This window comes from Aeribacillus sp. FSL K6-2848, from assembly GCF_038004325.1.
Classification (GTDB): Bacteria; Bacillota; Bacilli; order Bacillales; family Aeribacillaceae; genus Aeribacillus; species Aeribacillus composti.
In genome coordinates, this window is sequence record NZ_JBBOQQ010000001.1 from 2,707,966 (window position 1) to 2,731,636 (window position 23,671).

At 39.3% G+C, this 23,671-nt stretch carries 27 protein-coding genes; 2 read left to right on the plus strand and 25 right to left on the minus strand.

Annotated elements, in window-relative coordinates; all coding sequences use genetic code 11:
* Window positions 1-11 precede the first annotated feature (11 nt).
* The 16 genes from NSS70_RS12990 to NSS70_RS13065 form a co-directional block, all read right to left on the minus strand.
* Entirely contained in the window at window positions 12-527 is a 516-nt protein-coding gene (locus NSS70_RS12990) for a YpoC family protein (protein ID WP_339196696.1), read from the minus strand.
* Window positions 528-530: 3 nt separating this feature from the next.
* Window positions 531-1,181, minus strand: coding sequence for an endonuclease III (gene nth / locus NSS70_RS12995; protein WP_063388548.1), 651 nt, complete (start codon window positions 1,179-1,181; stop codon window positions 531-533).
* 41 nt (window positions 1,182-1,222) lie between these two features.
* Complete coding sequence (locus tag NSS70_RS13000; protein WP_063388653.1) at window positions 1,223-1,915, minus strand: DnaD domain-containing protein; 693 nt, start codon at window positions 1,913-1,915, stop codon at window positions 1,223-1,225.
* Window positions 1,916-2,019: 104 nt separating this feature from the next.
* Window positions 2,020-3,312, minus strand: coding sequence for an asparagine--tRNA ligase (gene asnS / locus NSS70_RS13005; RefSeq protein ID WP_144598146.1), 1,293 nt, complete (start codon window positions 3,310-3,312; stop codon window positions 2,020-2,022).
* Window positions 3,313-3,437: 125 nt separating this feature from the next.
* Entirely contained in the window at window positions 3,438-4,622 is a 1,185-nt protein-coding gene (locus NSS70_RS13010; RefSeq protein ID WP_063388549.1) for a pyridoxal phosphate-dependent aminotransferase, read from the minus strand.
* 18 nt (window positions 4,623-4,640) lie between these two features.
* A complete protein-coding gene (locus NSS70_RS13015; protein WP_063388550.1) occupies window positions 4,641-5,144 on the minus strand; it encodes a cell wall elongation regulator TseB-like domain-containing protein in 504 nt (167 codons plus the stop codon).
* 12 nt (window positions 5,145-5,156) lie between these two features.
* On the minus strand, window positions 5,157-5,327 hold the full coding sequence (locus NSS70_RS13020) for a YpmA family protein (protein WP_065095534.1): 171 nt from the start codon (window positions 5,325-5,327) through the stop codon (window positions 5,157-5,159).
* Window positions 5,328-5,605: 278 nt separating this feature from the next.
* Window positions 5,606-5,989: an aspartate 1-decarboxylase gene (gene panD, locus NSS70_RS13025; protein WP_339210006.1), complete on the minus strand. Its 384-nt coding sequence runs from the start codon at window positions 5,987-5,989 to the stop codon at window positions 5,606-5,608.
* A 14-nt stretch (window positions 5,990-6,003) separates the two neighbouring features.
* Complete coding sequence (panC, locus tag NSS70_RS13030) at window positions 6,004-6,852, minus strand: pantoate--beta-alanine ligase (protein ID WP_066251888.1); 849 nt, start codon at window positions 6,850-6,852, stop codon at window positions 6,004-6,006.
* Window positions 6,849-7,682 carry a 3-methyl-2-oxobutanoate hydroxymethyltransferase gene (gene panB / locus NSS70_RS13035; protein ID WP_063388554.1) on the minus strand — a complete coding sequence of 278 codons (834 nt, stop codon included), beginning with the start codon at window positions 7,680-7,682 and terminating at the stop codon, window positions 6,849-6,851. Before panB ends, panC begins: the two co-directional genes overlap by 4 nt.
* Before the next feature lie 246 nt (window positions 7,683-7,928).
* The gene (locus tag NSS70_RS13040) at window positions 7,929-8,909 is read right to left on the minus strand and encodes a biotin--[acetyl-CoA-carboxylase] ligase (RefSeq protein ID WP_063388555.1); all 981 of its coding nucleotides are present in this window, start codon (window positions 8,907-8,909) and stop codon (window positions 7,929-7,931) included.
* The gene (locus NSS70_RS13045) at window positions 8,879-10,090 is read right to left on the minus strand and encodes a CCA tRNA nucleotidyltransferase (protein WP_066251893.1); all 1,212 of its coding nucleotides are present in this window, start codon (window positions 10,088-10,090) and stop codon (window positions 8,879-8,881) included. Before NSS70_RS13045 ends, NSS70_RS13040 begins: the two co-directional genes overlap by 31 nt.
* Complete coding sequence (gene bshA / locus NSS70_RS13050; RefSeq protein WP_063388557.1) at window positions 10,087-11,229, minus strand: N-acetyl-alpha-D-glucosaminyl L-malate synthase BshA; 1,143 nt, start codon at window positions 11,227-11,229, stop codon at window positions 10,087-10,089. Before bshA ends, NSS70_RS13045 begins: the two co-directional genes overlap by 4 nt.
* Before the next feature lie 44 nt (window positions 11,230-11,273).
* On the minus strand, window positions 11,274-11,678 hold the full coding sequence (mgsA, locus tag NSS70_RS13055) for a methylglyoxal synthase (protein ID WP_063388558.1): 405 nt from the start codon (window positions 11,676-11,678) through the stop codon (window positions 11,274-11,276).
* Window positions 11,679-11,689: 11 nt separating this feature from the next.
* Complete coding sequence (dapB, locus tag NSS70_RS13060; protein WP_063388559.1) at window positions 11,690-12,469, minus strand: 4-hydroxy-tetrahydrodipicolinate reductase; 780 nt, start codon at window positions 12,467-12,469, stop codon at window positions 11,690-11,692.
* Window positions 12,470-12,484: 15 nt separating this feature from the next.
* Window positions 12,485-12,808 carry a nucleotide pyrophosphohydrolase gene (locus tag NSS70_RS13065; RefSeq protein WP_063388560.1) on the minus strand — a complete coding sequence of 108 codons (324 nt, stop codon included), beginning with the start codon at window positions 12,806-12,808 and terminating at the stop codon, window positions 12,485-12,487.
* A 141-nt stretch (window positions 12,809-12,949) separates the two neighbouring features.
* Here NSS70_RS13065 and NSS70_RS13070 point away from each other — a divergent pair, with 141 nt between their 5' ends.
* Window positions 12,950-13,819, plus strand: coding sequence for a YitT family protein (locus NSS70_RS13070; RefSeq protein WP_094246122.1), 870 nt, complete (start codon window positions 12,950-12,952; stop codon window positions 13,817-13,819).
* 211 nt (window positions 13,820-14,030) lie between these two features.
* Here the strand turns inward: NSS70_RS13070 and ypjB are convergent, their stop codons facing one another.
* Window positions 14,031-14,810, minus strand: coding sequence for a sporulation protein YpjB (ypjB, locus tag NSS70_RS13075; protein WP_339196702.1), 780 nt, complete (start codon window positions 14,808-14,810; stop codon window positions 14,031-14,033).
* A 64-nt stretch (window positions 14,811-14,874) separates the two neighbouring features.
* Complete coding sequence (locus tag NSS70_RS13080) at window positions 14,875-15,474, minus strand: DUF1405 domain-containing protein (RefSeq protein WP_066251898.1); 600 nt, start codon at window positions 15,472-15,474, stop codon at window positions 14,875-14,877.
* 326 nt (window positions 15,475-15,800) lie between these two features.
* Here NSS70_RS13080 and NSS70_RS13085 point away from each other — a divergent pair, with 326 nt between their 5' ends.
* Complete coding sequence (locus NSS70_RS13085; protein WP_339196705.1) at window positions 15,801-16,052, plus strand: hypothetical protein; 252 nt, start codon at window positions 15,801-15,803, stop codon at window positions 16,050-16,052.
* Window positions 16,053-16,790: 738 nt separating this feature from the next.
* On the opposite strand, the gene NSS70_RS13095 is transcribed toward NSS70_RS13085, so the two are convergent.
* The 7 genes from NSS70_RS13095 to NSS70_RS13125 all read right to left on the minus strand — a co-directional run bounded on the left by NSS70_RS13095 (window position 16,791) and on the right by NSS70_RS13125 (window position 23,670).
* The gene (locus NSS70_RS13095; protein ID WP_339196707.1) at window positions 16,791-18,251 is read right to left on the minus strand and encodes an alanine/glycine:cation symporter family protein; all 1,461 of its coding nucleotides are present in this window, start codon (window positions 18,249-18,251) and stop codon (window positions 16,791-16,793) included.
* Window positions 18,252-19,099: 848 nt separating this feature from the next.
* Window positions 19,100-19,867 carry a menaquinol-cytochrome c reductase cytochrome b/c subunit gene (locus NSS70_RS13100; protein WP_063388567.1) on the minus strand — a complete coding sequence of 256 codons (768 nt, stop codon included), beginning with the start codon at window positions 19,865-19,867 and terminating at the stop codon, window positions 19,100-19,102.
* Between the two features lie 64 nt (window positions 19,868-19,931).
* Complete coding sequence (qcrB, locus tag NSS70_RS13105; RefSeq protein WP_063388568.1) at window positions 19,932-20,606, minus strand: menaquinol-cytochrome c reductase cytochrome b subunit; 675 nt, start codon at window positions 20,604-20,606, stop codon at window positions 19,932-19,934.
* Window positions 20,607-20,609: 3 nt separating this feature from the next.
* Entirely contained in the window at window positions 20,610-21,122 is a 513-nt protein-coding gene (locus NSS70_RS13110; protein ID WP_063388569.1) for a QcrA and Rieske domain-containing protein, read from the minus strand.
* A gap of 140 nt (window positions 21,123-21,262) precedes the next feature.
* Entirely contained in the window at window positions 21,263-21,706 is a 444-nt protein-coding gene (locus tag NSS70_RS13115; protein WP_339192994.1) for a YpiF family protein, read from the minus strand.
* Window positions 21,707-21,789: 83 nt separating this feature from the next.
* Complete coding sequence (locus tag NSS70_RS13120; protein ID WP_066251907.1) at window positions 21,790-22,332, minus strand: ReoY family proteolytic degradation factor; 543 nt, start codon at window positions 22,330-22,332, stop codon at window positions 21,790-21,792.
* Between the two features lie 72 nt (window positions 22,333-22,404).
* Window positions 22,405-23,670, minus strand: coding sequence for a tetratricopeptide repeat protein (locus NSS70_RS13125; RefSeq protein WP_144598143.1), 1,266 nt, complete (start codon window positions 23,668-23,670; stop codon window positions 22,405-22,407).
* Between the last annotated feature and the right edge of the window lies 1 nt (window position 23,671).

The window sequence follows — 23,671 nt, forward strand, 5'->3', positions numbered from 1 at the left end:
GAAAAATTCAGTTACCCTGAATTTTTCGAAGCCCCCTTTTGTTTTGCTTTTTTGATCGCCTGATGTTTATAAAACAATTTTTCCGTTTCTGTAAATAGTTCATTTAATTGAATATATGCATGATATTGAGTAGGCTTTTTTAAAATAAACGTTAGACGATCTTCAATATTGACGGGAGCTATATCCAGCTTCTTTATTTCGTCTAATTGCAGTGAATGAACCGGCTTTTCATTGAGCCAATAAAGAAGTTGGATATAGAGGCAGATCCCTGTCATCATGTTTTGTCGATCCATTTTAAACGGTTTTGTTATCGTGCGTTGAATCTCGGTTTGAATTTCCTTCCACTGCTTAAAAAGCTTGGGCAAAAATTGCTCGCTCGCCTCCCACGGTCTCGTATCATCCATTCCAGCCAAATATTGAAGATCATAATAAAAAAAATCAGTTGGATGCAAATATACAGATTCCTCGTCAAAAAATGCAGTATTTTGAAATTGCTCAGGGAGATGAAACATCTTCCTATCGTGCATTTTTTATGCCTTTCCTTTCATTCTTTTTTCCCCTTCTCTGCACAAATAAAGAAGAGGACATTCATGACACTTTGGTGATTGGGCTTTGCAATGATACCTTCCAAAAAAAATAAGCCGATGGTGGGTGATTCCCCATTCGTCCTCAGGAACTTTTTCCATCAATGTTTTTTCCACTTCCAATACAGAATCCTTCCAACGGCAAATTCCGAGCCGCTTCGACACCCGTTCAACGTGTGTATCGACGGCGATGGCAGGTTTTCCAAACGCAACAGATAAAACAACGTTTGCCGTTTTCCTTCCTACTCCAGGAAGGCTCATTAATTCCTCTCTAGTTTCCGGCACTTTTCGGTCAAATTCTTCAATTAACATTTTGCATAATTTTTGAATATTTTTCGCTTTGTTACGGTAAAGGCCGATGGAGCGAATATCTTGTTCTAATTCCTCCAACGGGACAGACAAATAATCATCAGGTGTTTTATATTTTTGAAACAAATTTTTTGTTACTTTATTGACTAACGCATCCGTGCATTGAGCAGACAAAACGACAGCAATGACCAGTTCAAAAGGATTGCTGTGCACAAGCTCGCAATGAGCATCAGGAAACATTTTCCCGATAACCTCTAAGCATTCTTTTACTTTCTTTTTTGATAGCATGTACCATCACCTTTCAATCAGCTTGAACGAGGAAAAAAATTTTAGTTTTCCAGCCAGTTGTAGAAAGGCACCTTCCTTTTATATTCTTGCTCCCCTTGAGTAGACTGCTTTTGTTTTTGATTGAATTCATGAAATTTTTGTGAATGCTTTTTAGCTTGTTCAATTGTTTTGATTCCATTCTTCTTCCATTCAAATAAAATCCGATCAATATATCGAAAATTTAATTTTCCGGAGATCACCGCTTCCCTTAATGCAGAAATGATAATATCGGGATCATGATGATCTTGGTCGATCCAAAAAGCTAACGTTTCGCACTCAATCGGGGAAAGAGGTCGTCCAAATTCTTGTTCAAAGATGGTGTATAATTGATTTTCCTTTTCTACTTTTTCTTGATCTTGGTCCATGACGACTACATCATACAACTTTTCCCATAGCTGTTTTAAAGAATATTTCTCATAAATCATCCCGTTTTGCTCAAATTCCTCTATCGTTAAAAAACCTCTCTGAACTAAACTCCGAAGCAATTTGACACATTCCGCCGTTGTGATTGTCATATGGTCGGAAAGTTCTGTAGGAGTTGGAAAAGCATTTCCTTTTTGAATGTGGGAATGTACGTGCAAAAGGAGAACAAATTCTTTTTCTGACAAACCTAAATCGGCATAATTCCGCAGCAGTATATTGGGAACGGTCAGTGATCCATCTTCCACTAATTCGGTGAACTGTTTTTTCTTCATATTTCGACACCTCAAAATAAGTATACCATGATTGCGGCCATTCATGGCTTCAGAATGCATGGCTGAAAAACGAAACCTCCTGAAGATAGGAGGCTTCATGCAGTTTACGGATATAAACGATTTAATAAACGCGGAAATGGAATCGTTTCACGAACATGTTCGACACCGCATATCCAAGCAACAGTTCGTTCAAGTCCAAGGCCGAAGCCGGAATGAGGTACGGATCCGTATTGCCGCAGCTCAAGATACCATTTATAAGCTGCTTCGTCCAGATGATGCTCTTCAAGACGTTTTTTTAATAAGTGATAATCATGGATGCGTTCAGATCCGCCGATGATTTCTCCATACCCTTCAGGAGCGATTAAATCCGCGCACAGAACAACCTCTGGTCGATTTGGATCAGGCTGCATATAAAAAGGTTTTAAGCTTGTCGGATAATGTGTAATGAAAACTGGTTTATCAAAGCTTTCCGCGATCGCTGTTTCATGCGGCGAACCAAAATCGTCCCCCCATGCGATGTCGTTGAATCCTTTCTTATGCAGCAGCGCGATAGCGTCGTCGTATGTTATTTTCGAAAACGGAGGAACAACCTGCTCCAGCTTGGAAATGTCACGTTCTAATGTTTTCAATTCAAGTGAACAATTTTTTAATACCGATTGCACAATATGGGAAACGTACTGCTCCTGCAGCTGCAAGTTGTCTTCAAATTGATAAAACGCCATTTCCGGTTCAATCATCCAAAATTCAATTAAATGACGGCGCGTTTTCGATTTTTCAGCCCGGAATGTCGGCCCGAATGAAAATACTTTGCCTAAGGCCATAGCAGCTGCTTCCATATACAGCTGACCACTCTGCGAAAGGTAAGCATCTTCATCAAAATATTTCGTATGAAACAATTCCGTCGTTCCTTCAGGCGCACTTCCGGTCAAAATAGGGGGATCCACTTTGACAAACCCTTGATCATTAAAAAATTCATAAGTGGCACGGATGAGTTCGTTGCGCACTTTCATAATGGCGTGCTGGCGCTTTGATCGAAGCCAAAGGTGGCGATTGTCCATTAAAAATTCAGTACCGTGTTCTTTCGGCGTAATCGGATAATCGCTTGCTTCATGAATAATTTCTATATTTTCAACGCCAAGCTCATATCCAAAAGGTGAACGTTCATCCACTCTCACAACTCCTGTGACATACAAAGAGCTTTCTTGTGTGAGTTGTTTTGCTTTTTTAAATATTTCTTCATCCACCTTCGATTTTTCAACAACCCCTTGAATAAAGCCTGTTCCATCCCGAAGCTGCAAAAAAGCAATTTTTCCGCTTGATCGCTTATTCGCCAACCAGCAGCCGATTGTTACTTGTTCTCCGACATGGTTTTTAACATTTGAAATTGTTGTTTTCACAGCTTTACCCTCCATATGAAACCGCCTTTTTATTCGATGCTTTCTATTATACATATGTTATTCCTTTTTTTTCAATAAAGGAAACCAGCGAAAAAGCCGGCTGAACCACCGGCTATTGACAATCTTTACTGTTTATGATTGTTGACAAAGCGATCAATACGTTCAATCGCTTTATTTAAAAGTTCTAGCGATGTCGCATACGATAATCTTACATTATCTGGAGCACCGAAGCCGCTTCCTGGTACTAGCGCTACCTTTTCCTCTTCCAAGAGCGCCTCGACAAATTCGTCAACATTACGAAAACCTGTTATCTCTGCTGCTTCTTTTGCATTTGGAAATAAATAAAATGCTCCTTGTGGTTTAATGCACGAGAAACCAGGTATTTGCACAAGTTTTTCGTAAATGATATTTAAACGGTCTTCAAAAGCTCTTCTCATTATTTCGACCGGTTCTTGAGGTCCCTCATACGCCGCGATCGCAGCATATTGAGCAATTGAAGTCGGATTTGAAGTGCTGTGGCTCGCTAGGTTCGTCATAGCTTGAATAATGCGCTCATTGCCCGCCGCATAACCAATTCTCCATCCTGTCATTGAATGGGATTTCGATACACCATTAATAATAATTGTTTTTTCTTTTACTTCAGGAGAAATTTGAGCGATGGACACATGTTCATTTTCTCCGTATACTAATTTTTCATAAATTTCATCGGAAACGATAATAAGATCATGGCTAAGGCAAACCTCCGCCAATTCTTTCAACTCATCCCGCGTATAGATCATGCCGGTCGGGTTGCTCGGAGAATTGATAATAACCGCTTTTGTTTTGTTTGTGATCGCTTGCTGCAGCTGATCAGGCGTAATTTTAAATTGATTTTCTTCCCTTCCCTCTACAAATACTGGAGCTCCGCCTGCAAGCTTCACTTGTTCCGGATAGCTTACCCAGTATGGAGAAGGAATGATCACTTCATCACCATCGTCAAGAATAGCTTGGAACAATGTATATAAAGCGTGTTTAGCGCCTGTTGAAACAATAATTTCAGACGGTTTATATTCTAAATGCTGGTCTTTTTTAAATTTTTCTATAATTGCCTCTTTCAATGATATAAGTCCTCCAGAAGGCGTATACTTCGTATGTCCTTCTTTCATCGCTTTTTCTGCAGCGTCTAAAATATGATCAGGAGTGTTAAAATCCGGCTCGCCTGCCCCAAGACCAATCACATCATGCCCGGCTGCTTTCAATTCTTTTGCTTTTGCAGTGATCGCCAGTGTAGATGAAGGTGTTAAAGTTGATACGCGTTTAGATAAATTCACTTTTACAATGCTCCCTTCTTATTGCTTAATGCTGTACATTTTATAAACTCTGTCATCCGTAAAGCTAACAATAAAATATGTATAACGGTTTTGTTGGTCAATATATTGGACCTCCCAAACCGGTATATCCCATTTTTTCGAATCTGTATCATCATACCCAAGCATGATTTTCTTTATTTTCTTCGGCTTGCTGTTGTCAATGTTTTGAATCAATTGAAGTACGTCGTCTTTGCTCAAGCCTTCCTTCGCTTTTTTAATTAAAATTTTATCCGTGTTCCCCTTTTTCATCCAGCCGATAATTTTTTCGCCTTTTTTATTTTTCCCTTGAATGATATAGTAAACATTTCGATTATAAAATGTGTTGACTTCATCGATCGATGCAAAGCCATGCTCCTTCGCAGCTTGTATAGCTGTTTCGTGTCCTTTTGTTTTATCTTCTTTTGCACTATTATAAAGAAAAGCAAACGTCACCACTAAAAAGATAAGAGCGCATATAAAAGAAATAAAAATTTTTCCTTTCATTATGATCACCGATTATGTTCTATAAATAGTAAAAACCGCTTTATTTGGATCTTTGCTGTCAAGGGCTAATCCGAATAATAAATGTTCTCTTTTTAATGTCCGATTTAGCAAATCAACTATTTTATACAAATCGTCGGAATGCTCAACCGTAACGGAAGATATAATTTCGATTTTGCTTTCCATGTCAGCTTCCTCCTTTACAAAAACAAAATTTGTAATTCATACTTACAAAGCATCCAGGAAACAATACAGATACAACAGCAATATGTTGTTATCTGTACCCATTATAACAGCTTTACGGCTCACACTAAATAAAATTTCTCCTAGTCCACACCTAATTTTTTGAGGAGCCATCGCCGCTCCTCTTTTTTCTATATGTACAGAAAAGTTATGGCCAATTACGTCCGCAATAGAAAATAGGTCAAGCCCTATCGAAAGCTTAAGAGCCTGACCCTTGTTTATCACATAATCGTGTTCGCCGGTTCCTCTTTAATTAACTCGATGATTTCATTGTTTTCATTCATGATGGCTATCGTTGGACGGTGGTTTTTTAATTGATCTTCATGCACAAGCTTATAGGAAATGATAATGACCACATCACCGACCTGAACAAGCCGGGCAGCCGCACCGTTTAAACAAATGACACCGCTTCCTCTTTTTCCAGGAATCACATACGTTTCAAAGCGTTCGCCATTATTATTATTCACGATTTGCACTTTTTCATTCGGGACAATCCCAACGGCATCTAAAATATCCTGGTCGATCGTAACGGAACCGACATAGTTCAAATTTGCTTCCGTCACCCTTGCACGATGAATTTTTCCGTTCATTATCATACGAAACATGTATGAACCCCCCTTTAGGTCAAATCGATAATAATATTATCGATCAGCCTAGCATGCTTAAATTTTACAGCAATCGCAACGATAATTTTTCCCGTAAGTGCGTTTGGTTTTTTCAAGTCAGGATAAGTCAAAATATCTATATAATCAATTTCTCCGCTCGTCTTTTCCGTTATATACGCTCTCATTTTTTCGATGATGGCTTCTTGATCATGCACTTTGTTCTCAACCATTTCTTTTGCCATTAATAACGATTGATATAAATGAACGGCTTCTTTTCGTTCCTGTTCGTCTAATCGTACGTTTCGAGAGCTTTTGGCCAATCCGTCCTCTTCACGAACCGTTTCCACCGGAACAATTTCAATTGGGAAATTAAGATCTTTTATAAGTGCTGCAACAACGGCAACTTGCTGGGCATCCTTCAATCCGAAATAGGCTCTGTCTGGAGTTATGATGTGAAACAGCTTTGTTAAAACCGTTGCCACTCCGTCAAAATGTCCCGGTCTTGATTTTCCGCACAAAACGTCAACGCGCTTCGTCACTTTTACTGTGACAGCAGGTTCTTCCGGATACATTTCTTCTTTTGTCGGCGCGAAAAAAAGGTCAACCCCTTTTTGTCTTGCCAGCTCTTCGTCGCGTTTGATATCGCGAGGGTATGTTTGATAGTCTTCATTCGGTCCAAATTGAAGCGGATTCACAAAAACGCTCATCACCGTTACGTCGTTTTCCTGTTTGGCCCGTTCAACCAATGATAAATGACCTTCATGCAAATATCCCATCGTTGGCACGAACCCTATCGTTTTTCCTTCTTTTTTCTTGAGATCGATTTCTTTTTTTATTTCCTCTATTGTAGTGACGATTTTCATTTTCCTTTTCCTCCATATAAGCTTGCAAGTTCCTCTTCATTCATGCGGAACGAATGATCCAACGATGGAAAGTCCCGATTTTTCACTTCATCTTTATAAGCTTCAATCGCTTTTACAATGCTTTCATTTACATTTGCATATTGTTTAACAAACTTCGGCACTCTTTCCACTCCAAATCCAATCAAATCATGAAACACTAACACTTGTCCATCTGTATATTTTCCTGCGCCGATGCCGATGGTTGGAATGGACAGCTCTTTTGTTATTTTTTCCGCCAGCTGAAACGGGATGCATTCCAATACAATGGCAATCGCGCCAGCCTGTTCGCATTTTTTCGCATCTAGCAGCAGCTTTTCTGCACTTTTCGCTTCTTTTCCTTGTACTTTATATCCGCCTAATACACCTACTGACTGAGGAGTCAGTCCGAGGTGGGCAACAACAGGAATGCCGGCATTTGTTAACAGAGATATGACGTCAAAAACAGGCCCTTCCACCTTTAAGGCATCTGCCCCGCTTTGCTGCACCATTTTCTTTGCATTTTGCAGCGTGTCTTCTGTCGAAATATGATACGACATAAAGGGCATATCCGTCACAACAAATGTATTTTTTGCTCCGCGTTTTACAGCCTTCGTGTGGTGAATCATATCTTCCACCGTTACAGGTACGGTTGAATCATACCCTAAAACGACCATTCCAAGCGAATCGCCGACAAGGATCATATCAACATTTGCCTGTTCAGCAAGCTTAGCGGACGGATAATCGTACGCCGTCATCATCACGATTGGCTCTTGCTTTTGTTTCATTTGAATAAAATCCAGCTTTGTTTTCATAAAAACTCCCCCTCTTTTGTAGTTGCAGAGGGTAAGAACGAACCGATCAAAAAAACCTTCTTTCACTGAGAAAGAAGGATTTTTACCATTTCCTTATTATCGGCTTCTTCATCCCTCTGTCCCAGTCCTTTTGGATCAAGGCAGAATCAATCTTTTAATAATGACAACATGAAACTTTTTTGGTGCAGTTCCAAACAGGATACTGCCCTTTCGTTAAGTATAACAAAATTTCATTGTAAAATATATTTATTTGATATCAATATCTGCTGAATACACTTTTTCTATTTTTCCTTCAGAAGTTTCAATGAGAAGCGCCCCTTCTTCATTAATGCCAAGAGCCTTGCCGACAACTGTTCCGGATAATGTCCGGGCATGGATCGTTTTGTTTAAACTAATGGAATAGCTTTCCCATAAAAGCTTAATCGGTTTAAATCCATGCTCTAAATATGTAGTATACCATTTTTCAAAACGTTCGAGAAACTTTTGAATGATAAGGGCGCGATGAATTTTCTCTCCCTTTTCAATCGCTATGGAGGTGGCGGTATTGCGAATCGCTTCAGGAAATTCATCAATTTGCTGATTTACATTAATACCGATGCCGATGATCACCGAATGCACTTGATCAGCTTCCGCCTCAAGCTCTGTTAAAATTCCGACTGCTTTTTTTCCATTAATCAAAATGTCATTGGGCCATTTAATGGTCGGAGAAAGCCCTGTTGCCTCTTCAATCCCTTCTACGAGAGCAACGGCTGTCAATAAAGTAAGCTGAGGAGTTTTCTGTAAAGGTATGTTCGGCCGCAAAATGATGCTCATCCAAATCCCTGTACCTTTTGGCGAATACCATACTCTAGCCATTCTCCCTCTTCCGCCTGTCTGTTCATCCGCAACTACGAGCGTTCCCTCCTCAGCACCTTTCTGCGACAATTCATGGGCAATTTTTTGAGTAGAATCAACCGTATCGTAATATACAATGTTTTGTCCTATAAAATCCGTTTGCAGACCTAATTGTATTTCGTTGGCTGTAATTTTTTCCGGCGTCTTGACTATTCTGTACCCCTTTCTTCGCACCGCCTCGAGGACAAATCCTTCCTTCCTCAATTCCTCAATATGCTTCCATACTGCCGTTCTTGAACAACCGAGCAATTCGCTGATTTTTTGGCCTGAAACATATCCTCCATCAGCTTCAGAAAAAGCTGCTAACAGCTTTCGCCTAATTTCTGATTGCAATTTTTTAACCACTCCTTTATTTCGCCGCTATTATTTTCAATCAATCCATTGACAACCTGTTGTTCAACCAGCGTTAAATATTCCTCCACCCATTTGCCCGGCTTTTTCGGCACGATGTTTAAAATGTCATTCCCCGTTACGGCCAATTCTTTTCTAGAATGGATTGGAAGCTGTTCGTAAGACTTTTGCAGTTTCTGAATGGCTTCTTCGTTTTTTTCTTTTTGCAGCACCTGCCTTATTCTTTCCAGCTGAAGAGCATCCTCAAGCCCTGTCTTATATAAAAGAAAGGCTGTCCAGTCTTTCTCGAAGAGACAATTGAGCAACTCAAGATGTCTGCATACTTTTTTGATCACCCTTCTAGGAAGCTTCCAATTCCGCATAAATGATTCACCATCATCCGTTTCTAAAACGAATAACAAAACAGTCCAGTATTCTTCCCGCTCACACAAATTATGCATTGGATAGCTGAGCAGCTTGTGCAACTGTTCTTTCTTTTGTTTTAATCCAGGCATATGTTGATAAACATTCGTAAGAGTTAATAGTTGTATCGCATCATTTGCGGAAGCTCCAGCCAGAAGCTTTTCAAATTCAGCAGTTATTCGCTCGATCGATATGTTCTGAAGAAGCTTATGCCAAACGGTTATGGCTTGCAAAGTTTTTTCTTCAAGCCGAAAGGACAATTGGCTGACAAATCTTAAAGCGCGCAGCATTCTTAACGCATCTTCGGAAAAGCGTTCATACGGATCTCCCACTGTACGAATCATGCGGTTTTCTAAATCTTCCATGCCATTGACATAATCTAAAATGCGCCCGTTTTTGTCCATCGCCAAAGCATTAATTGTAAAATCGCGCCGCTTTAAATCTTCTTGCAGCGAGCTGACAAAACGGACATATTTAGGTCTTCGATACTCTTCGTATTCCCCTTCCGTCCGAAAAGTCGTCACTTCATACGGCTTTCCATTATGAAGAACGATGACTGTACCATGCTGCACCCCAACATCAATTGTTTTCGGAAAAATTTTTTGAATCTCATCAGGCTTTGCTGATGTGGCAATGTCGATATCCCCGATCTTCCGATTCAGCAATAAATCACGAACAGAACCGCCGACAAAATACGCTTCATGGCCATGCTCATTTAATTGTTCTATAATCGGTATTGCCTCCACAAATTCTGCTTTCATGTTGGAACTCCTTCAGATAGTAATTCAAAATAAATTTGCTCATATGTTGACACAATTTTTTCAGAATGAAATTTTTCTCTGACAAGCAGTATCGCATTTTCTGACATTTTTTGATGAAGTGTTTGATCTTCCAATAAGCGAATCGATTTTTCGGCGGTATCCTCAATATCGCCAAGCTCAACAATATAGCCTGTTTTATGATCTTCAATTACTTCCGGTATGCCGCCGATCCTCGTTCCAATACAGGGAACTCCGCAAGCCATCGCTTCCAATAAAACTAATCCAAAGCTTTCTTTTTCTGACAGCAGCAATTTTAAATCACTGATGGAATACAATTGATCTAAGTTTTCTTGCTTCCCCAAAAACAGCACATGATCTTCCAATTGCAGCTGTTTCACTAATTTCATGACAATCGACACTTCCGGTCCGTCGCCGACCAGCAACAGCTTCGATGGGACTTCCTGTCGGATGAGGGCAAATGCTTTGACGACATCAGGAACTCGCTTCACTTGCCGAAAATTTGATACGTGTATAAGCACTTTTTCATCATCTTGAATCCCGTACTCTCTTTTTAATGAAGGCAAATGTTTTTTATGATAAATTCGTTCATCAATAAAATTGTAAACCGTTTCAATTTCTTTTTTAGGCTCCAATAAATCATATGTTTGTTCAACGAGCGCCTTTGATACGGCTGTAACGCGGTCCGAAGCTTCAATCCCAAATTTGATCGCTATGGAGAGCGTCGGATCATATCCTAGCACAGTAATATCAGTACCATGAAGAGTTGTGACGATTTTTATTTTTCCCCCAACCATTTGTTTAGCCAAAAAAGCGCAAATCGCATGAGGCACAGCATAATGAACGTGCAAAATATCTAAATTTTCCCTCTCAATGACTTCGGCAATTTTGCTGGATAAAGCGAGATCATATGGAGGATATTTAAAAACAGAGTATTGATTTACTTCCACTTCATGAAAATAAATGTTGTGATAAACCTTATTCAGCCTGAATGGCATGCTGGAGGAAATAAAGTGAATTTCATGCCCTCTTTCTGCAAGCAATTTTCCAAGCTCTGTCGCCACCACGCCTGATCCTCCAACAGACGGGTAGCAAGTAATGCCAATTTTCAATTTTTTCATTCATTATCACCAGGAAAGGATATTTTCAAAACTATGATTTCTGCTCAATTTTTCTCGTGGATGATGTTTCTCCATGTAAAATCTCCCCGTTCAAGCCCCTTTACTAATATTTCCGCAGTGCCCATATTGGTTGCCAGGGGGATTGCATACACATCGCATAGGCGGATAAGGGCAGAAACGTCCGGTTCATGAGGCTGGGCAGTCAGCGGGTCGCGAAAAAAGAAGACGGCATCCATTTCGTTTTTCGCGACTAATGCACCAATTTCTTGGTCGCCTCCAAGCGGACCGGATTGGAAGCGGTGAATTTTCAGTCCAGTTGCTTCCTGTATTCTTAAGCCTGTTGTGCCTGTTGCAAATAAATCATGCTTTTCTAATATATGTTTATAAGCAATAGTAAATTGAACCATATCGTCCTTTTTCTTATCGTGAGCAATGAGTGCAATCTTCATATATTTCCCCCTCATTCAATAATGTTTTCCAACCCGTAAACGAGCGTATCGATCTTCATCACGGTTTCAACGGAAAGCTTTACTCCTGACATAAAAGACGCACGATTATAGGAATCATGGCGAATTTTCAGCGTTTGACCGTCACCGCCAAACAAAACCTCTTGATGAGCCACTAACCCTGGAAGACGAACGCTGTGGATATGAATGCCATTCCATTCGCCGCCTCTTGCTCCTTTGATCGTTTCCTTTTCCTCCGGATGTCCTTGCTTTTTATTTCCGCGAACTTCATAAATCATTTCAGCCGTTTTGATTCCAGTTCCAGAAGGTGCATCAAGCTTTTTATCATGATGCATTTCGATGATTTCAACATCAGGGAAGTATCTGGCCGCCATTTTTGCAAATTTCATCATCAGTACAGCTCCAATCGCAAAATTTGGCGCGATAATTGCCCCGATTCCTTTTTCTTCCGCTAATTTTCTCAATTCCTGCAAGTCTTCTTCCTGAAAGCCGGTAGTTCCTACTACAGGGCGGACACCGTGCTCCAGCGCAAGCTTTGTATGTATTTTTCCAACCTCTGGTGTTGTCAAATCAATCAACACGTCTGGCGATGTTTCTGCAAAGCATTGCTCAGGGTTTGTATAGGTGCGGACTTGATCTTGAAACCATTCGCCATCATTTATTTTGTCTAGTACAGCTGAAAGTGTAAAATGCTCTGTTTCATTTACCAGTTTTACTGCCTCTTGCCCCATGCGTCCTCTTGGGCCGGCAATGACGATCTTAATTTGTTCCATTATTCCATCACCTTTCTATTTTTTTGTCCATCTGTTTCGATCTCTAGTTTGAAATTTATGCATGACGCGATCGTGCGCCTTCTCAAGATCAATGTTTAAAGAATTGGCCAAGCAAATGATGACAAACAATAAATCGCCAATTTCCTCTTCAATTTCTTTCTCTTTCTCCGTTTCTTTTTTTGGCTTTTCCCCATAGTAATGATTAATTTCTCTTGCAAGCTCACCAAGCTCTTCTGTTAATCGCGCAAGCATCGCCAGCGGGCTGAAATAGCCTTCCTTAAATTGGGATATGTAATCATCTACTTCTTTTTGCAGGTCTTTAATTGTTTTACGTTCCATTAGGCAACCACCTCATTTGTCTTCTCTTTCATGTTAGCTAATTCCTTACCATTTGACAATGAAAAGAAATGTCGATTGAATTGTAACATACAATCTGATCCATTATAATTAAAAACATCGAAAAAAATAGGAGGTGGGAGTTTGTTGCCTTTTAAATTGAAAAACCTCTTTTTTATATTGCTCGGATCCGCTATTTTCTCGTTTGGACTCGTTCATTTTAATATGCAAAACAATTTAGCTGAAGGCGGTTTTACTGGTATTACGCTCCTTTTATTTTTTTTGTTTCAAATCAACCCCTCTATTTCCAATCTTGTATTGAATGTACCCATTTTTTTTATTGGATGGAAGCTTTTAGGGAAGACGACTTTTTTGTATACATTAATTGGAACGATTTCGGTTTCGTTCTTTTTATGGATTTTTCAGCTGCATCCATTTCATATTCCTCTACATGAAGATTTAACATTGGCGGCTCTGTTTGCAGGAGTTTTCATCGGCGTTGGACTAGGGATTATTTTTCGCTATGGCGGAACAACAGGTGGAGTTGATATCATTGCTCGTCTTGTTTATAAATTTTTCGGCATCAGCATGGGAAAAACAATGTTTTTATTTGACGCGTGCGTGATCACTTTATCGTCCATTTTTTATTTATCCTATCGCGAAGCCATGTACACATTAGTGGCTGTTTTTATCGGAACAAGAGTCATTGATTTTATTCAGGAAGGTGCCTATAGAGCAAAAGCAGCGACCATCATATCGGAGAAACATGAGGAAATTGCCGAAAAAATCATGAAGGATATGGATCGCGGAGTGACCATTTTAAAAGGACAAGGTTCGTTTACAAAACAGAATCGGAATATTTTATATTGCGTCGTTGCCAAAAATGAATTTGTCAAGCTGAAACAAGTTATTACAGCTGTCGACCCTCATGCGTTTGTTGTCGTCAGCGACGTTCATGATGTACTCGGTGAAGGCTTTACCCTTGATGAAAATAAAAATCCGATTGAGCACTAACGCGTTTCTTGTCGTCAACGATGTTTATGATGCTCAAGAAGGATTTACCCTTCATGAAAACAAAAACTTGTTTAAGCACTGACAGGGGCTGTCCAGAAAGTCAAATCCCTTTTGAAAACAAAAAATCATAAACATCGATATATCAACGTTTCTAAAACATAAAGGGGGCTGTCAATAAGCCAAAAAACGACTTATTAGACAGCCCCGCACTCTAGTTCTCTTTTCTTTTATCTGTTTTTTCTCCTTTGTATTTTTTCCATCCTGTATAAGCTAGTGCAATAAAAATGACGCTGCCCGTTGAAAACATCACCCATAACAATGATGGATCTGCTTCGTCGTTTTTGACGCGATCAAAAATGTTTTTTAAGTCTTTTTCGATTTCCATCATATGCTTCTGTCTTGTCTTTTTCGAAATTTCAAAAAACATTTTGTCGCTTACTGCTGAAATATGTGTTTCAATCTTATCAATGTTTTTGCTGTCAACATCAACGGTAAGGCTTGGATAAATAACGGAGTACAGTGACAAAAAACGATTCCACTCATGCTGAAAAGCCGCCCAATCCTCTTTTTCCATTTCCGTTTTTAATTCTGCAAATGTCGTCATGATCGGTTCTTCCATTGTGCTCCAGAGCGGCTGGTGTTCAGACAGAATTGCATCAACAACAAGCCGGAATTGAGTGACTTTGTCGATCCGATCTTCATAGCTCATTCCATCGTTCTCAACGGCATCCAACGCTTTTTCGTAAGAAGCAGAAATGACCCGAAGCTCATTTATTGATAAGCGGTTTTCAACATTATTTTCTTTAAATTCGTTTTCAAGAAATAATAACAGCTGCTTCGCTTCATCAAACTTTTTTTGCTTTGAAAGCTGCCACGCATAATTCGTCATGACATCCAATGTTTCCCAATTGTTTTTTTCTTTTGCATTGATCGGTATTTGAAGCAGGAAAAAAAGCAAGAGAACAATCAACGTACTGATCCATTTTTTCATTCTTGTCCCCCCTATAACTACTAGTAATAGTTATTCAAGAGTGGACAAGAGTAGACCATGTTTCTTACAATTCTTTCAATTCAAATTTGTATGTTTGATTTTTTATAACAAAAAAATAAGCGATCGCAATGGAAATAATACTCAGCCAAAACGTAAAGTAACCGATTAGCGCAGAATATTGATTTAAAACGCTATATTGAGGCATCATATCAAAAACGTAATCAATAATTTCATTGTGAAGCGTCCATATGGAGGCCAGCATCAAGTGCTTCATTTCAAACCGATAATACGGTGCATACAACAGCCCTTCTATTGCCATTCCTAAATGGGACAAAATGAGCATCATTCCGTAAATGGATAAAACACCCGTTTCCAAATATACAAACAGGTTCATGGCAACCGCCCAAATTCCATATTTAAATAGCGTAATCATCGCTAGTGCTTCAAACAATTTAAAATGCTTCCCAACAAGAAACCCAATCAAAACGAAAACAAAGAACAAACTAGCGGTTGGACTGTCAGGAACAAACGCAATAAACTGTGGCGGTGTTTCGGAAAGCTGCTGTTTATACCAAATATAACCATAAATTGTTCCTGCTGTATTGATTAAAAGCATCAAATATAAAAATGATCGCTGCCTTAATACAAAAAATAACCAACCCATCCAAGTTCACTCCTTGGTTTTATTGAATTCAGGGTCATGGATCATGAGACACCCTGTACTATGTATGCCAAGAAAACACTCTTTTTTCATTGCAGGAATGTTCCTTATATTTTGAAAAACTAAATGGTAGGAAGGCATTTTAAAAATAAGTTTATCGTCTTCCATAGCAACAATATTCATCCTGATTATCAAGAGTAACATTCTCTGTAAATAAGGAAAGCGCTCCTCATCTTTGGTAGAATTTTGTTTGATAAGAACATGACCTACCAAAAAAGGAGCACCTTTAAGGTGAAGTCTACCACACCTATCCACAAAATCAAGACCGAATGTACATCGCAAAATGCAACCAACTTCGGCAGATTCGAAATATTCCTCAAGCACCTCGAAAAATCAAGCCTGAGAAAGCGCTACAGGACTTGCCAGCATCAACGAAACGTCTCGCTGCGGAAGATGCCGCCTGTCGTTACTGGAAATGGTACGTCGATGATGAAGAAGGCATGACGGTCACCTACCAAGCGATCTTCTGGAAGAACCCTCATCGTGTTGAGATCATAATGCCAAACACAGGTGGTGGATGACGGCCAGATGCTCTAAATCTAATCTTTAATACGGATTTCGATACACACCAATCGTCACCAACCTCGAGTAGGAAGCGCTCAATTTGTGGCGTTTTTACAACAAACGATGTTCCATGGGAAATTACATCAAAGAAGCTAAGTGCAGGTTTGCCATGGACTGGATTGAGACTTTCGATTTTGAAGCCAATGAACTTGATTCTCATCAAACTGTTTTCCAACAACCGCTATGAGCGGTTTAAACAAGATTACTGTGAACCCGTTCATCGAGCATACAGCACTGCTCGGTTTCACTTAGAATTCTTCCGTTGTACAGCAATGTACGGTACAGCTGTCGAGGAATTCTCAGGTTGATAAAAGATTTTGCTAATCAACAGACCTGGAGGAGAAGCGAAACAAAGATCGTCCGGCTAGAATGAGTTTACCACAATTTCGCATAGGAATACCGAAGCTCTTAACAGTCGGGAGGGAAGACTAAAGAGTCATGTGATATGATTCAGCGATGCTAACAAATGTACTGTTTGCATACTCTGATATTTCGTCATCTATCATTGTCTACGATGCTGAAAAACACTGAATGATTATTACTATCTAATCCCAATGTTATATTAAGATCATTTCCTTTGATAAACTGATCATAACACAAGTGAAAAGAAAGGGCGATTCATCACACAGCCTATAAAGGTGAGCGACTTCTCGCCAATTTACGTTAAAAAAGGGCTTATTGTTGGTACGCAATCTTTAGGATCTTTCTTCATTTTCATGTTTATACCCGTCTGCCCAAAATTCGGCATTTTTTACACCCTGTTTTGTAGAATCATAAGTCGGATCAACACCTTGTTTTTTCTGATTTTCATAGTCTTTTAACGCCCTGATGGCCGGTTTAAATAATAATACGAGACCGATTAAGTTCACCCATACCATCAATCCTAGTCCGACATCTCCCAAAGTCCATGCGATATCAGATGTCCGAACCGTTCCGTAAAAGACGGCAGCCAAAAAAATTAACTTTAAGACAAGAATCGGTATATTCTTACTTTTTTTCTTAAACAAATATATAATATTTACCTCGGCAATATAATAGTATGCCATTATTGTTGTAAATGCAAAGAAGAATAATGCCACTGCTACAAAGGGGGATCCAAATCCAGGTAGTTGGGAATCGACTGCAATTTGAGTATAAGCAGTACCCACTTCAACAGTTTCTCCAATATTGTTTACAAGCAATGATTTTTGATCAGTCTCATACACATTGTAGGAATTTGTAAACAAAATCATAAAAGCTGTTGCTGAACAGACAAGCAATGTATCAATGTAAATAGAAAATGACTGTACGAGCCCCTGTTTGGCCGGGTGGGAAACTTCGGCAGCACTAGCAGCATGCGGCCCCGTTCCTTGACCAGCTTCATTTGAATAAATCCCACGCTTTACACCCCAAGAAATCGCATTTCCTAAAATCCCTCCGAATAATTGATTAGCTCCAAACGCACTAGAGAAAATTAGTTTAAATACACCAGGAACTGCTTCAATATTCATGATAATAATGATAAGTGAAATAAGTATATATCCGATTGCCATAAAAGGCACTACTAATTGAGCGACGTTGGCGATTCTTTTTACTCCGCCAAGAATAATCACTCCCAATAGTACAACTAAGATGATTCCTGTTACGGTCGGATCAACGGAGAATGCTTTTTTAAATCCAGAAGAAATGGCATTTGATTGAACACCCGGCATTAAAACACTCATTGCTACAATCGCAGCCACAGCAAAAACCATTCCGGCCCAACGTCGATTTAACCCTTTTTCAATATAATAAGCCGGTCCTCCGCAGTATATCCCATCCACTTTTTCTTTATAAATTTGGCCAAGTGTCGATTCCACATATGCCGTAGCAGCACCAAAAAAAGCAATTAGCCACATCCAAAATACTGAACCGGGACCACCGTATGCGATCGCAGTAGCAACACCAGCAATATTCCCGGTTCCGACCCGTCCCGATAATGCGATCGACAATGCTTGAAAAGAAGAAATTCCTGACTTGGAACTTTTTCCTTTAAACATTTGCTGAACCATATCTTTGATCAATCGTATTTGAGCAAATTTTGTCATAAATGAAAAAAACACTCCGATTCCAATACAAAATACGATCATCGGCGTACTCCAAAGCCACCCACTCAATGTTTCAATAAAACCATCCAAAAAAAAATTCCCCCTTATTTTAATGTTATGAGTAATTATAGCTCAGCATTTATATTTATAATAGATTCTTCATTAATTTTTGTGAAATAACACAAAAAAGAAAATATTTTTGAATTATTTGAAATGAATGTTAGTGCTATGCAACCAATTATCAGGAGGTTGAACATATTTTCTGTGCGACTAGAATTTCCAGAATTTTAAGTCGTTACTTAACATATGTTTGAAACACATTATAATGTTTAAATAGAGAAAAGGTTTTAGCAAGAACACTGTCCTTTTACGGCTTTTTTCACCACAAATGTTCAGAAAATCTGTGAATTACCCTTATGAAATAAACTGTTGTTTTGAATTGTTTATGTGAAACGATATCGTTGTGTCGATGATCGTGAAATATATAATTGGAGCAGCTCAAAATTCAATTATCAAATACCCCAATCATGGAATACTTTCAGACACTCCATACCTACACATGAGCAGAGGGCACAAATCATAAAATCAAAACAGTAAATGCCTTTGCATACTGGCTATAGAAACCGATGCCGATTTAGAACACGTGGCTTGTTTAGAGTGTACAGGAGAAACGTATAATAAGCAGGTGTCCTAGCCCTCCTTCTTTATCATTTTGTCAAAAAATAGTAAATGGATAGAAAGCCGTCAACAAAGGCGATTGACCTCCTCTATTTTTTCATTTACCAGTCTACAAAAAGAAAATACAATCGCATCAATCTTGCTGACTTAATTGTTAGAGTTGTTTCACAGTCAATGGAGATAAGACAATAAAAAAGCTTGTAGAGAAAAAATCTTCCTTTCTCTACAAGCTATACAGACAAACGCGATGTCAGCTCTTTTTATTTCGATGTAACACTAGAAACAAACTCTGCTAATACTTTCAACTCTTCATCCGTACCTTTAAAGATTCCAGGAGGCATGCTTCCTACGCCTTCTTTAGCAATTTTCGCAACTTCTTCCGGAGACAATCCGTTATCAACTAAAGAAGGTCCAGCCGCTCCGCCTTGCAGGTTATCACCGTGGCAGGAGACGCAGCCTTGTTCCTGAAATATTTTGTATCCTTCCGAATTTGTATCAATTTTAGCTTCCGCTTTAATTTTCCCTTGTTCCTCTTTTAATTCCCAGTCCGTATGCTCAACCGACTCCCATGTTAAATAAACGATGGAAGCTACAGCTAGCAGCATCATTCCTACAGCAACCGGACGCTTATGCGGACGGCGTTCTGGCCCGCGATCCAAAAATGGAGCAAGAAGTAGCGCAGAAAATGCCAGTCCAGGTATTACGATTGCACCGATAACGGTATAAGGACCTGATGCATAAGAATATTTTAAAAGCTGGTATAAAAATAAGAAGTACCAGTCAGGAAGCGGTATGTAACCAGTATCCGTAGGATCTGCAACCCGCTCAAGCGGTGACGGATGGGCAACGGTTAAACATAAAAAGCCAATTAAAAAGACCGCGCCAACTAACCATTCTTTTAAAAGAAAGTTGGGCCAAAAAGCTTCAGTTTTCCCTGGGTATTCGGAGTAATCTTTCGGTATGTTCGGCTTTCTTTCAGCCGACACACGAGAATCTCCAACGAACTTCATACCTTTTCCGCGATGCATTGTTTCCCCTCCTTTGTTAAGCGGTTCGCCACGAACAACTTACTAAAAAAGAATAAGCCGGATTTTATAGCGGACCTGAAATCCCTTGTTTGCGAATCATTAAGAAGTGCGCTGCCATTAATCCGAATAATGCAGCAGGCAAGAAAAATACATGAATCGCAAAGAAGCGAGTCAATGTTTGCGCACCGACAATTTCGGAATGCCCTGCAAGCAAAATTTTGACGTACTCACCAATAAGCGGTGTCGATTCAGCAATCTGCAAGGTAACTTTTGTCGCAAATAACGCTTTCATGTCCCAAGGCAATAAATAGCCTGTCAAACCTAAACCTAGCATAACGAAGAAAATGAGTACACCGACAATCCAGTTAAGCTCGCGTGGCTTTTTGTATGCTCCTTGGAAAAATACACGTAAAGTATGTAAAAACATCATGACGATGACTAAGCTTGCTCCCCAATGGTGCATACCGCGAACAATTTGTCCGAACGCCACTTCATTTTGCAAATAATAGACAGACTCCCATGCATTTTTAATATCCGGCACGTAATACATCGTTAAAAACATGCCAGACAGCACTTGAATCACTGTAACAAAAAACGTCAAACCCCCAAAGCAGTATACAAATGCTGAGAAGTGATGGGCTGGGTTAACATGTTCGGGAACTTCATGGTCTGCGATATCGCGCCATAAAGGGGTGATATCTAACCGTTCATCAACCCAATCATACAATTTGTTGAGCACTTATTACGCCCCCCCTCTTGGTTTAGCTTTTCCTAAATATAAAAATCCATCTTGAATTTTGTACTCATATTCATCCAGCGGAGCAGAAGGCGGTGTTCCAGGGACATTGTCGCCGTTTTTCTCATACAATCCTCCGTGGCAAGGACAGAAGAACATGTTAGGGTTTGATTTATCCCCGTTCCAGTTTACTGTGCAGCCAAGGTGTTTACAAATTGGAGAAAGTGCAACAATTTCTCCTTTTTCATTTTTATAAACCCACGCGGATTTTGGCTCTTCAGCTTCATGCCACGCGTCCTTCTGTTTAATGGTAAAGTCAACGCGTGTCGGTTCTTCTTTAATGTCTGATTCCTTTACATTTGTATTAACAAATTCTCCAGCTGCTTTCGGCTGCAATACAGGATCTACAGCGAAACGAACCATCGGCATGAGCATGCCCGCAGCCATAAAGCCGCCTACACCCGTTAGCGTATAGTTTAAAAATTGACGTCTTGAAACACGGTGTTTATTCTCGCTCATCTTTTTCCCCCCTCTATCTCAAGCTAGTCCATAATGGACATATACAGAAACATATAAAACTAGGACATACTCATGATATATCAATCTTTGTAGAAGGTCAATATAATCATATCGTTAGAAACAAGGGATTGAAAGGGTTTTTAGGTTCGATTCCAATATTGTAATAAAATGTTCATAATTTGTTCGATTTGGTCCTGAACAACCTTTCGCTTTACATCCTGATCCATATGTTCTATTGGGATTGACGGAATCCATATAAATTCATCACCTTCTTTGCGCCATCTTTCTTCACATGTTAAAAAAATGACATGCTGAAAATGCTGTTTAATCGTATCTTTCCACTTTTTTAACAGTTTATCCAAATCAATGTCGTCATTTTTTAAAGAAACAAACGGAGGTAACAGCATGATCCGCCCCTTTAACTGCCGTTCAAGCTCCTGTGAAACAATCTTAATAAAATCTGCTTTTGACGCACTTCTTTTCAGTTCCTCATCAAAAGATACCGATAGGAGAGGAACAACTGCAGTATCAACGTACTCCCTTGATTGAAGAAAAGAATCGATATCAACCATTTGCCATTTCACTGATTTCAGCCCCTATTTTTTATTTTTCCTTACTCATTATAAAACTGATAAGCAAAATAAAAAAGCAATGCTGTGCACATTGCCTAACATCCTAAATTGTTCAATTGTTTTACAAGCTTTCGAAACGCCTCTTCATCGTGAGCATCCAACGCTTCATCAATTAAGCGGAGGAGTTTTTCTTTTTGAAATTTTTTAATTGACTCCTCCAAAATTTTTTCCGCAAGCAATCGGTCTTTCTCATTTCTTTGCATATCTTTAGGCAAATATGGATTTTCAACTAAAACGGCAGCATATTCCGGGGAACGGTATTGAGCGCGAAAGTTTAACTGGATATACAAGTCTTCATCTTTATTCAAGCGAATATCGTGAAAAGACTTTTCTGCATCTGTTGTCATCACATTTTCTTTATAAAATCTAAACGGAACATCATCCACACAGTGGGTGGACATGACCATTCCCCTCGGACAAAATTTGGCATGCTCTACAAAGTGGACGTTTTCCATTAATGAATCATGGCTCATTAAATAATTTAATATCCATACGCATTCCCGTCTTTTCAACTGATAATGATTTAAAAACCAGCGAATAAATTCTTTCTTCTCGTTAACAGAAACAGGGGCTTTCATCTTTAACCCTCCTCTGCTTTCCATCTAATTCAAAAATTCAACATAGTTGCGTTGAATTCCTTCCAATTCCGCCTAAAAATTGTCCTCCAATTCGAGCAGCATATTTTCATATTCAATGTTGCCTGGATCAAGCTCCAGCGCTTTTTCAAAAAGCTTCCTAGCCTTTGCCCGCTCCCCTTCTTCAAGCAGAAAATAAGCGTAATTCTCCAAAAATTCCGGGTCTGTTTTAAAATTATTATATGCACTTTCATAATGCTTTAATGCCTTTTCGTACTGTTCGGTGCGATGATAAGCGATCGCTAAATTGAAGTCAAAATGAGGATCATATTCTTCATGTCTTTCTACGATTTCCGTCAACATCTCGATCGTTTCCATATATTTGCCTTGGTTTAACAACACTCCTGAAAGTGTTATGATTGCTTCTATATAACCCGGATCAAGCTCCAGCGCTTTTTTTAACAATTTTACTGCATTGTCTACATCTTTGAGCTTTAAGGCAATTTTCCCGCCGAATAAATAAAGCTCTTTATTAAATGGATCCTCCTGCAAACCTTCTTGAACAATTTGAAAACTTTTTTCCACCATCCCTTCCTGTTCATAGCTTTTGGCCAAATATAAATATAGTGAGTGGTAGGTAGGGTCCAATTCCTTTATTCGTTCAAATTGTGCAATCGCTGTTTTTGTCTGGCCTGCATTTAAAGCTGTCATCCCATAAGCGAAATATGTGTCCAAATCCTCTTCTTCCACCGCTTTCTCAAAATAAGCAAGGGCTTCTTCAAAATCACCGCAAGCAGATAAAGACTCGCCTATTCGTTTATGAATATTTACATTCATTATATTTTCAAATTCCTCTAGGACTACTCTATAAAAGTCGATTGCTTGACGATATTTTCCGAGATGAAAATAATGCTCGGCTAATGCGAAATCAATTACTTTCTCTTCAGGCAATCTTCTCTTGGCTTCCTTCAACTTTTGTTCACTGACTTCATATAAGCCTTGCAATTGATACAAATCAGCCATAAGAAGAAGGGCTTGCGGATATGATTCATCTTCTTGATCAATTTCATTCAGCAGATCAATCGCTTTTTCTTCATCGTCAAGCTCAATGTATATTTCCGCCAAAAAAAGAGTGATAGCAGATTCATCAGGGTATAGCTGCGACAGCTCCTCAGCTATTTTTAACGCTTCATCTGTCCTGCCCCATTGAAAATATTTTTCCGCAAGCTCAAACTTTTCTTCATCATTTAACTCTTTTTCAATGGATGAAAGTTTTTTCAATCCTTTTTCCACTTGGCCGCTTTCAACTAATTGAACGGCTTCGCTCATTTTTTTATTCAAC

Coding starts and splice junctions, on each gene's coding strand:
- NSS70_RS12990 (WP_339196696.1), bottom strand. CDS start 527: ATGCACGATAGGAAGATGTTTCATCTCCCTGAGCAATTTCAAAATACT.
- nth (WP_063388548.1), bottom strand. CDS start 1,181: ATGCTATCAAAAAAGAAAGTAAAAGAATGCTTAGAGGTTATCGGGAAA.
- NSS70_RS13000 (WP_063388653.1), bottom strand. CDS start 1,915: ATGAAGAAAAAACAGTTCACCGAATTAGTGGAAGATGGATCACTGACC.
- NSS70_RS13015 (WP_063388550.1), bottom strand. CDS start 5,144: ATGAAAGGAAAAATTTTTATTTCTTTTATATGCGCTCTTATCTTTTTA.
- NSS70_RS13020 (WP_065095534.1), bottom strand. CDS start 5,327: ATGGAAAGCAAAATCGAAATTATATCTTCCGTTACGGTTGAGCATTCC.
- panD (WP_339210006.1), bottom strand. CDS start 5,989: ATGTTTCGTATGATAATGAACGGAAAAATTCATCGTGCAAGGGTGACG.
- panC (WP_066251888.1), bottom strand. CDS start 6,852: ATGAAAATCGTCACTACAATAGAGGAAATAAAAAAAGAAATCGATCTC.
- panB (WP_063388554.1), bottom strand. CDS start 7,682: ATGAAAACAAAGCTGGATTTTATTCAAATGAAACAAAAGCAAGAGCCA.
- NSS70_RS13045 (WP_066251893.1), bottom strand. CDS start 10,090: ATGAAAGCAGAATTTGTGGAGGCAATACCGATTATAGAACAATTAAAT.
- bshA (WP_063388557.1), bottom strand. CDS start 11,229: ATGAAAAAATTGAAAATTGGCATTACTTGCTACCCGTCTGTTGGAGGA.
- mgsA (WP_063388558.1), bottom strand. CDS start 11,678: ATGAAGATTGCACTCATTGCTCACGATAAGAAAAAGGACGATATGGTT.
- dapB (WP_063388559.1), bottom strand. CDS start 12,469: ATGGAACAAATTAAGATCGTCATTGCCGGCCCAAGAGGACGCATGGGG.
- NSS70_RS13065 (WP_063388560.1), bottom strand. CDS start 12,808: ATGGAACGTAAAACAATTAAAGACCTGCAAAAAGAAGTAGATGATTAC.
- ypjB (WP_339196702.1), bottom strand. CDS start 14,810: ATGAAAAAATGGATCAGTACGTTGATTGTTCTCTTGCTTTTTTTCCTG.
- NSS70_RS13080 (WP_066251898.1), bottom strand. CDS start 15,474: ATGGGTTGGTTATTTTTTGTATTAAGGCAGCGATCATTTTTATATTTG.
- NSS70_RS13085 (WP_339196705.1), top strand. CDS start 15,801: ATGTACATCGCAAAATGCAACCAACTTCGGCAGATTCGAAATATTCCT.
- NSS70_RS13100 (WP_063388567.1), bottom strand. CDS start 19,867: ATGCATCGCGGAAAAGGTATGAAGTTCGTTGGAGATTCTCGTGTGTCG.
- NSS70_RS13110 (WP_063388569.1), bottom strand. CDS start 21,122: ATGAGCGAGAATAAACACCGTGTTTCAAGACGTCAATTTTTAAACTAT.
- NSS70_RS13120 (WP_066251907.1), bottom strand. CDS start 22,332: ATGAAAGCCCCTGTTTCTGTTAACGAGAAGAAAGAATTTATTCGCTGG.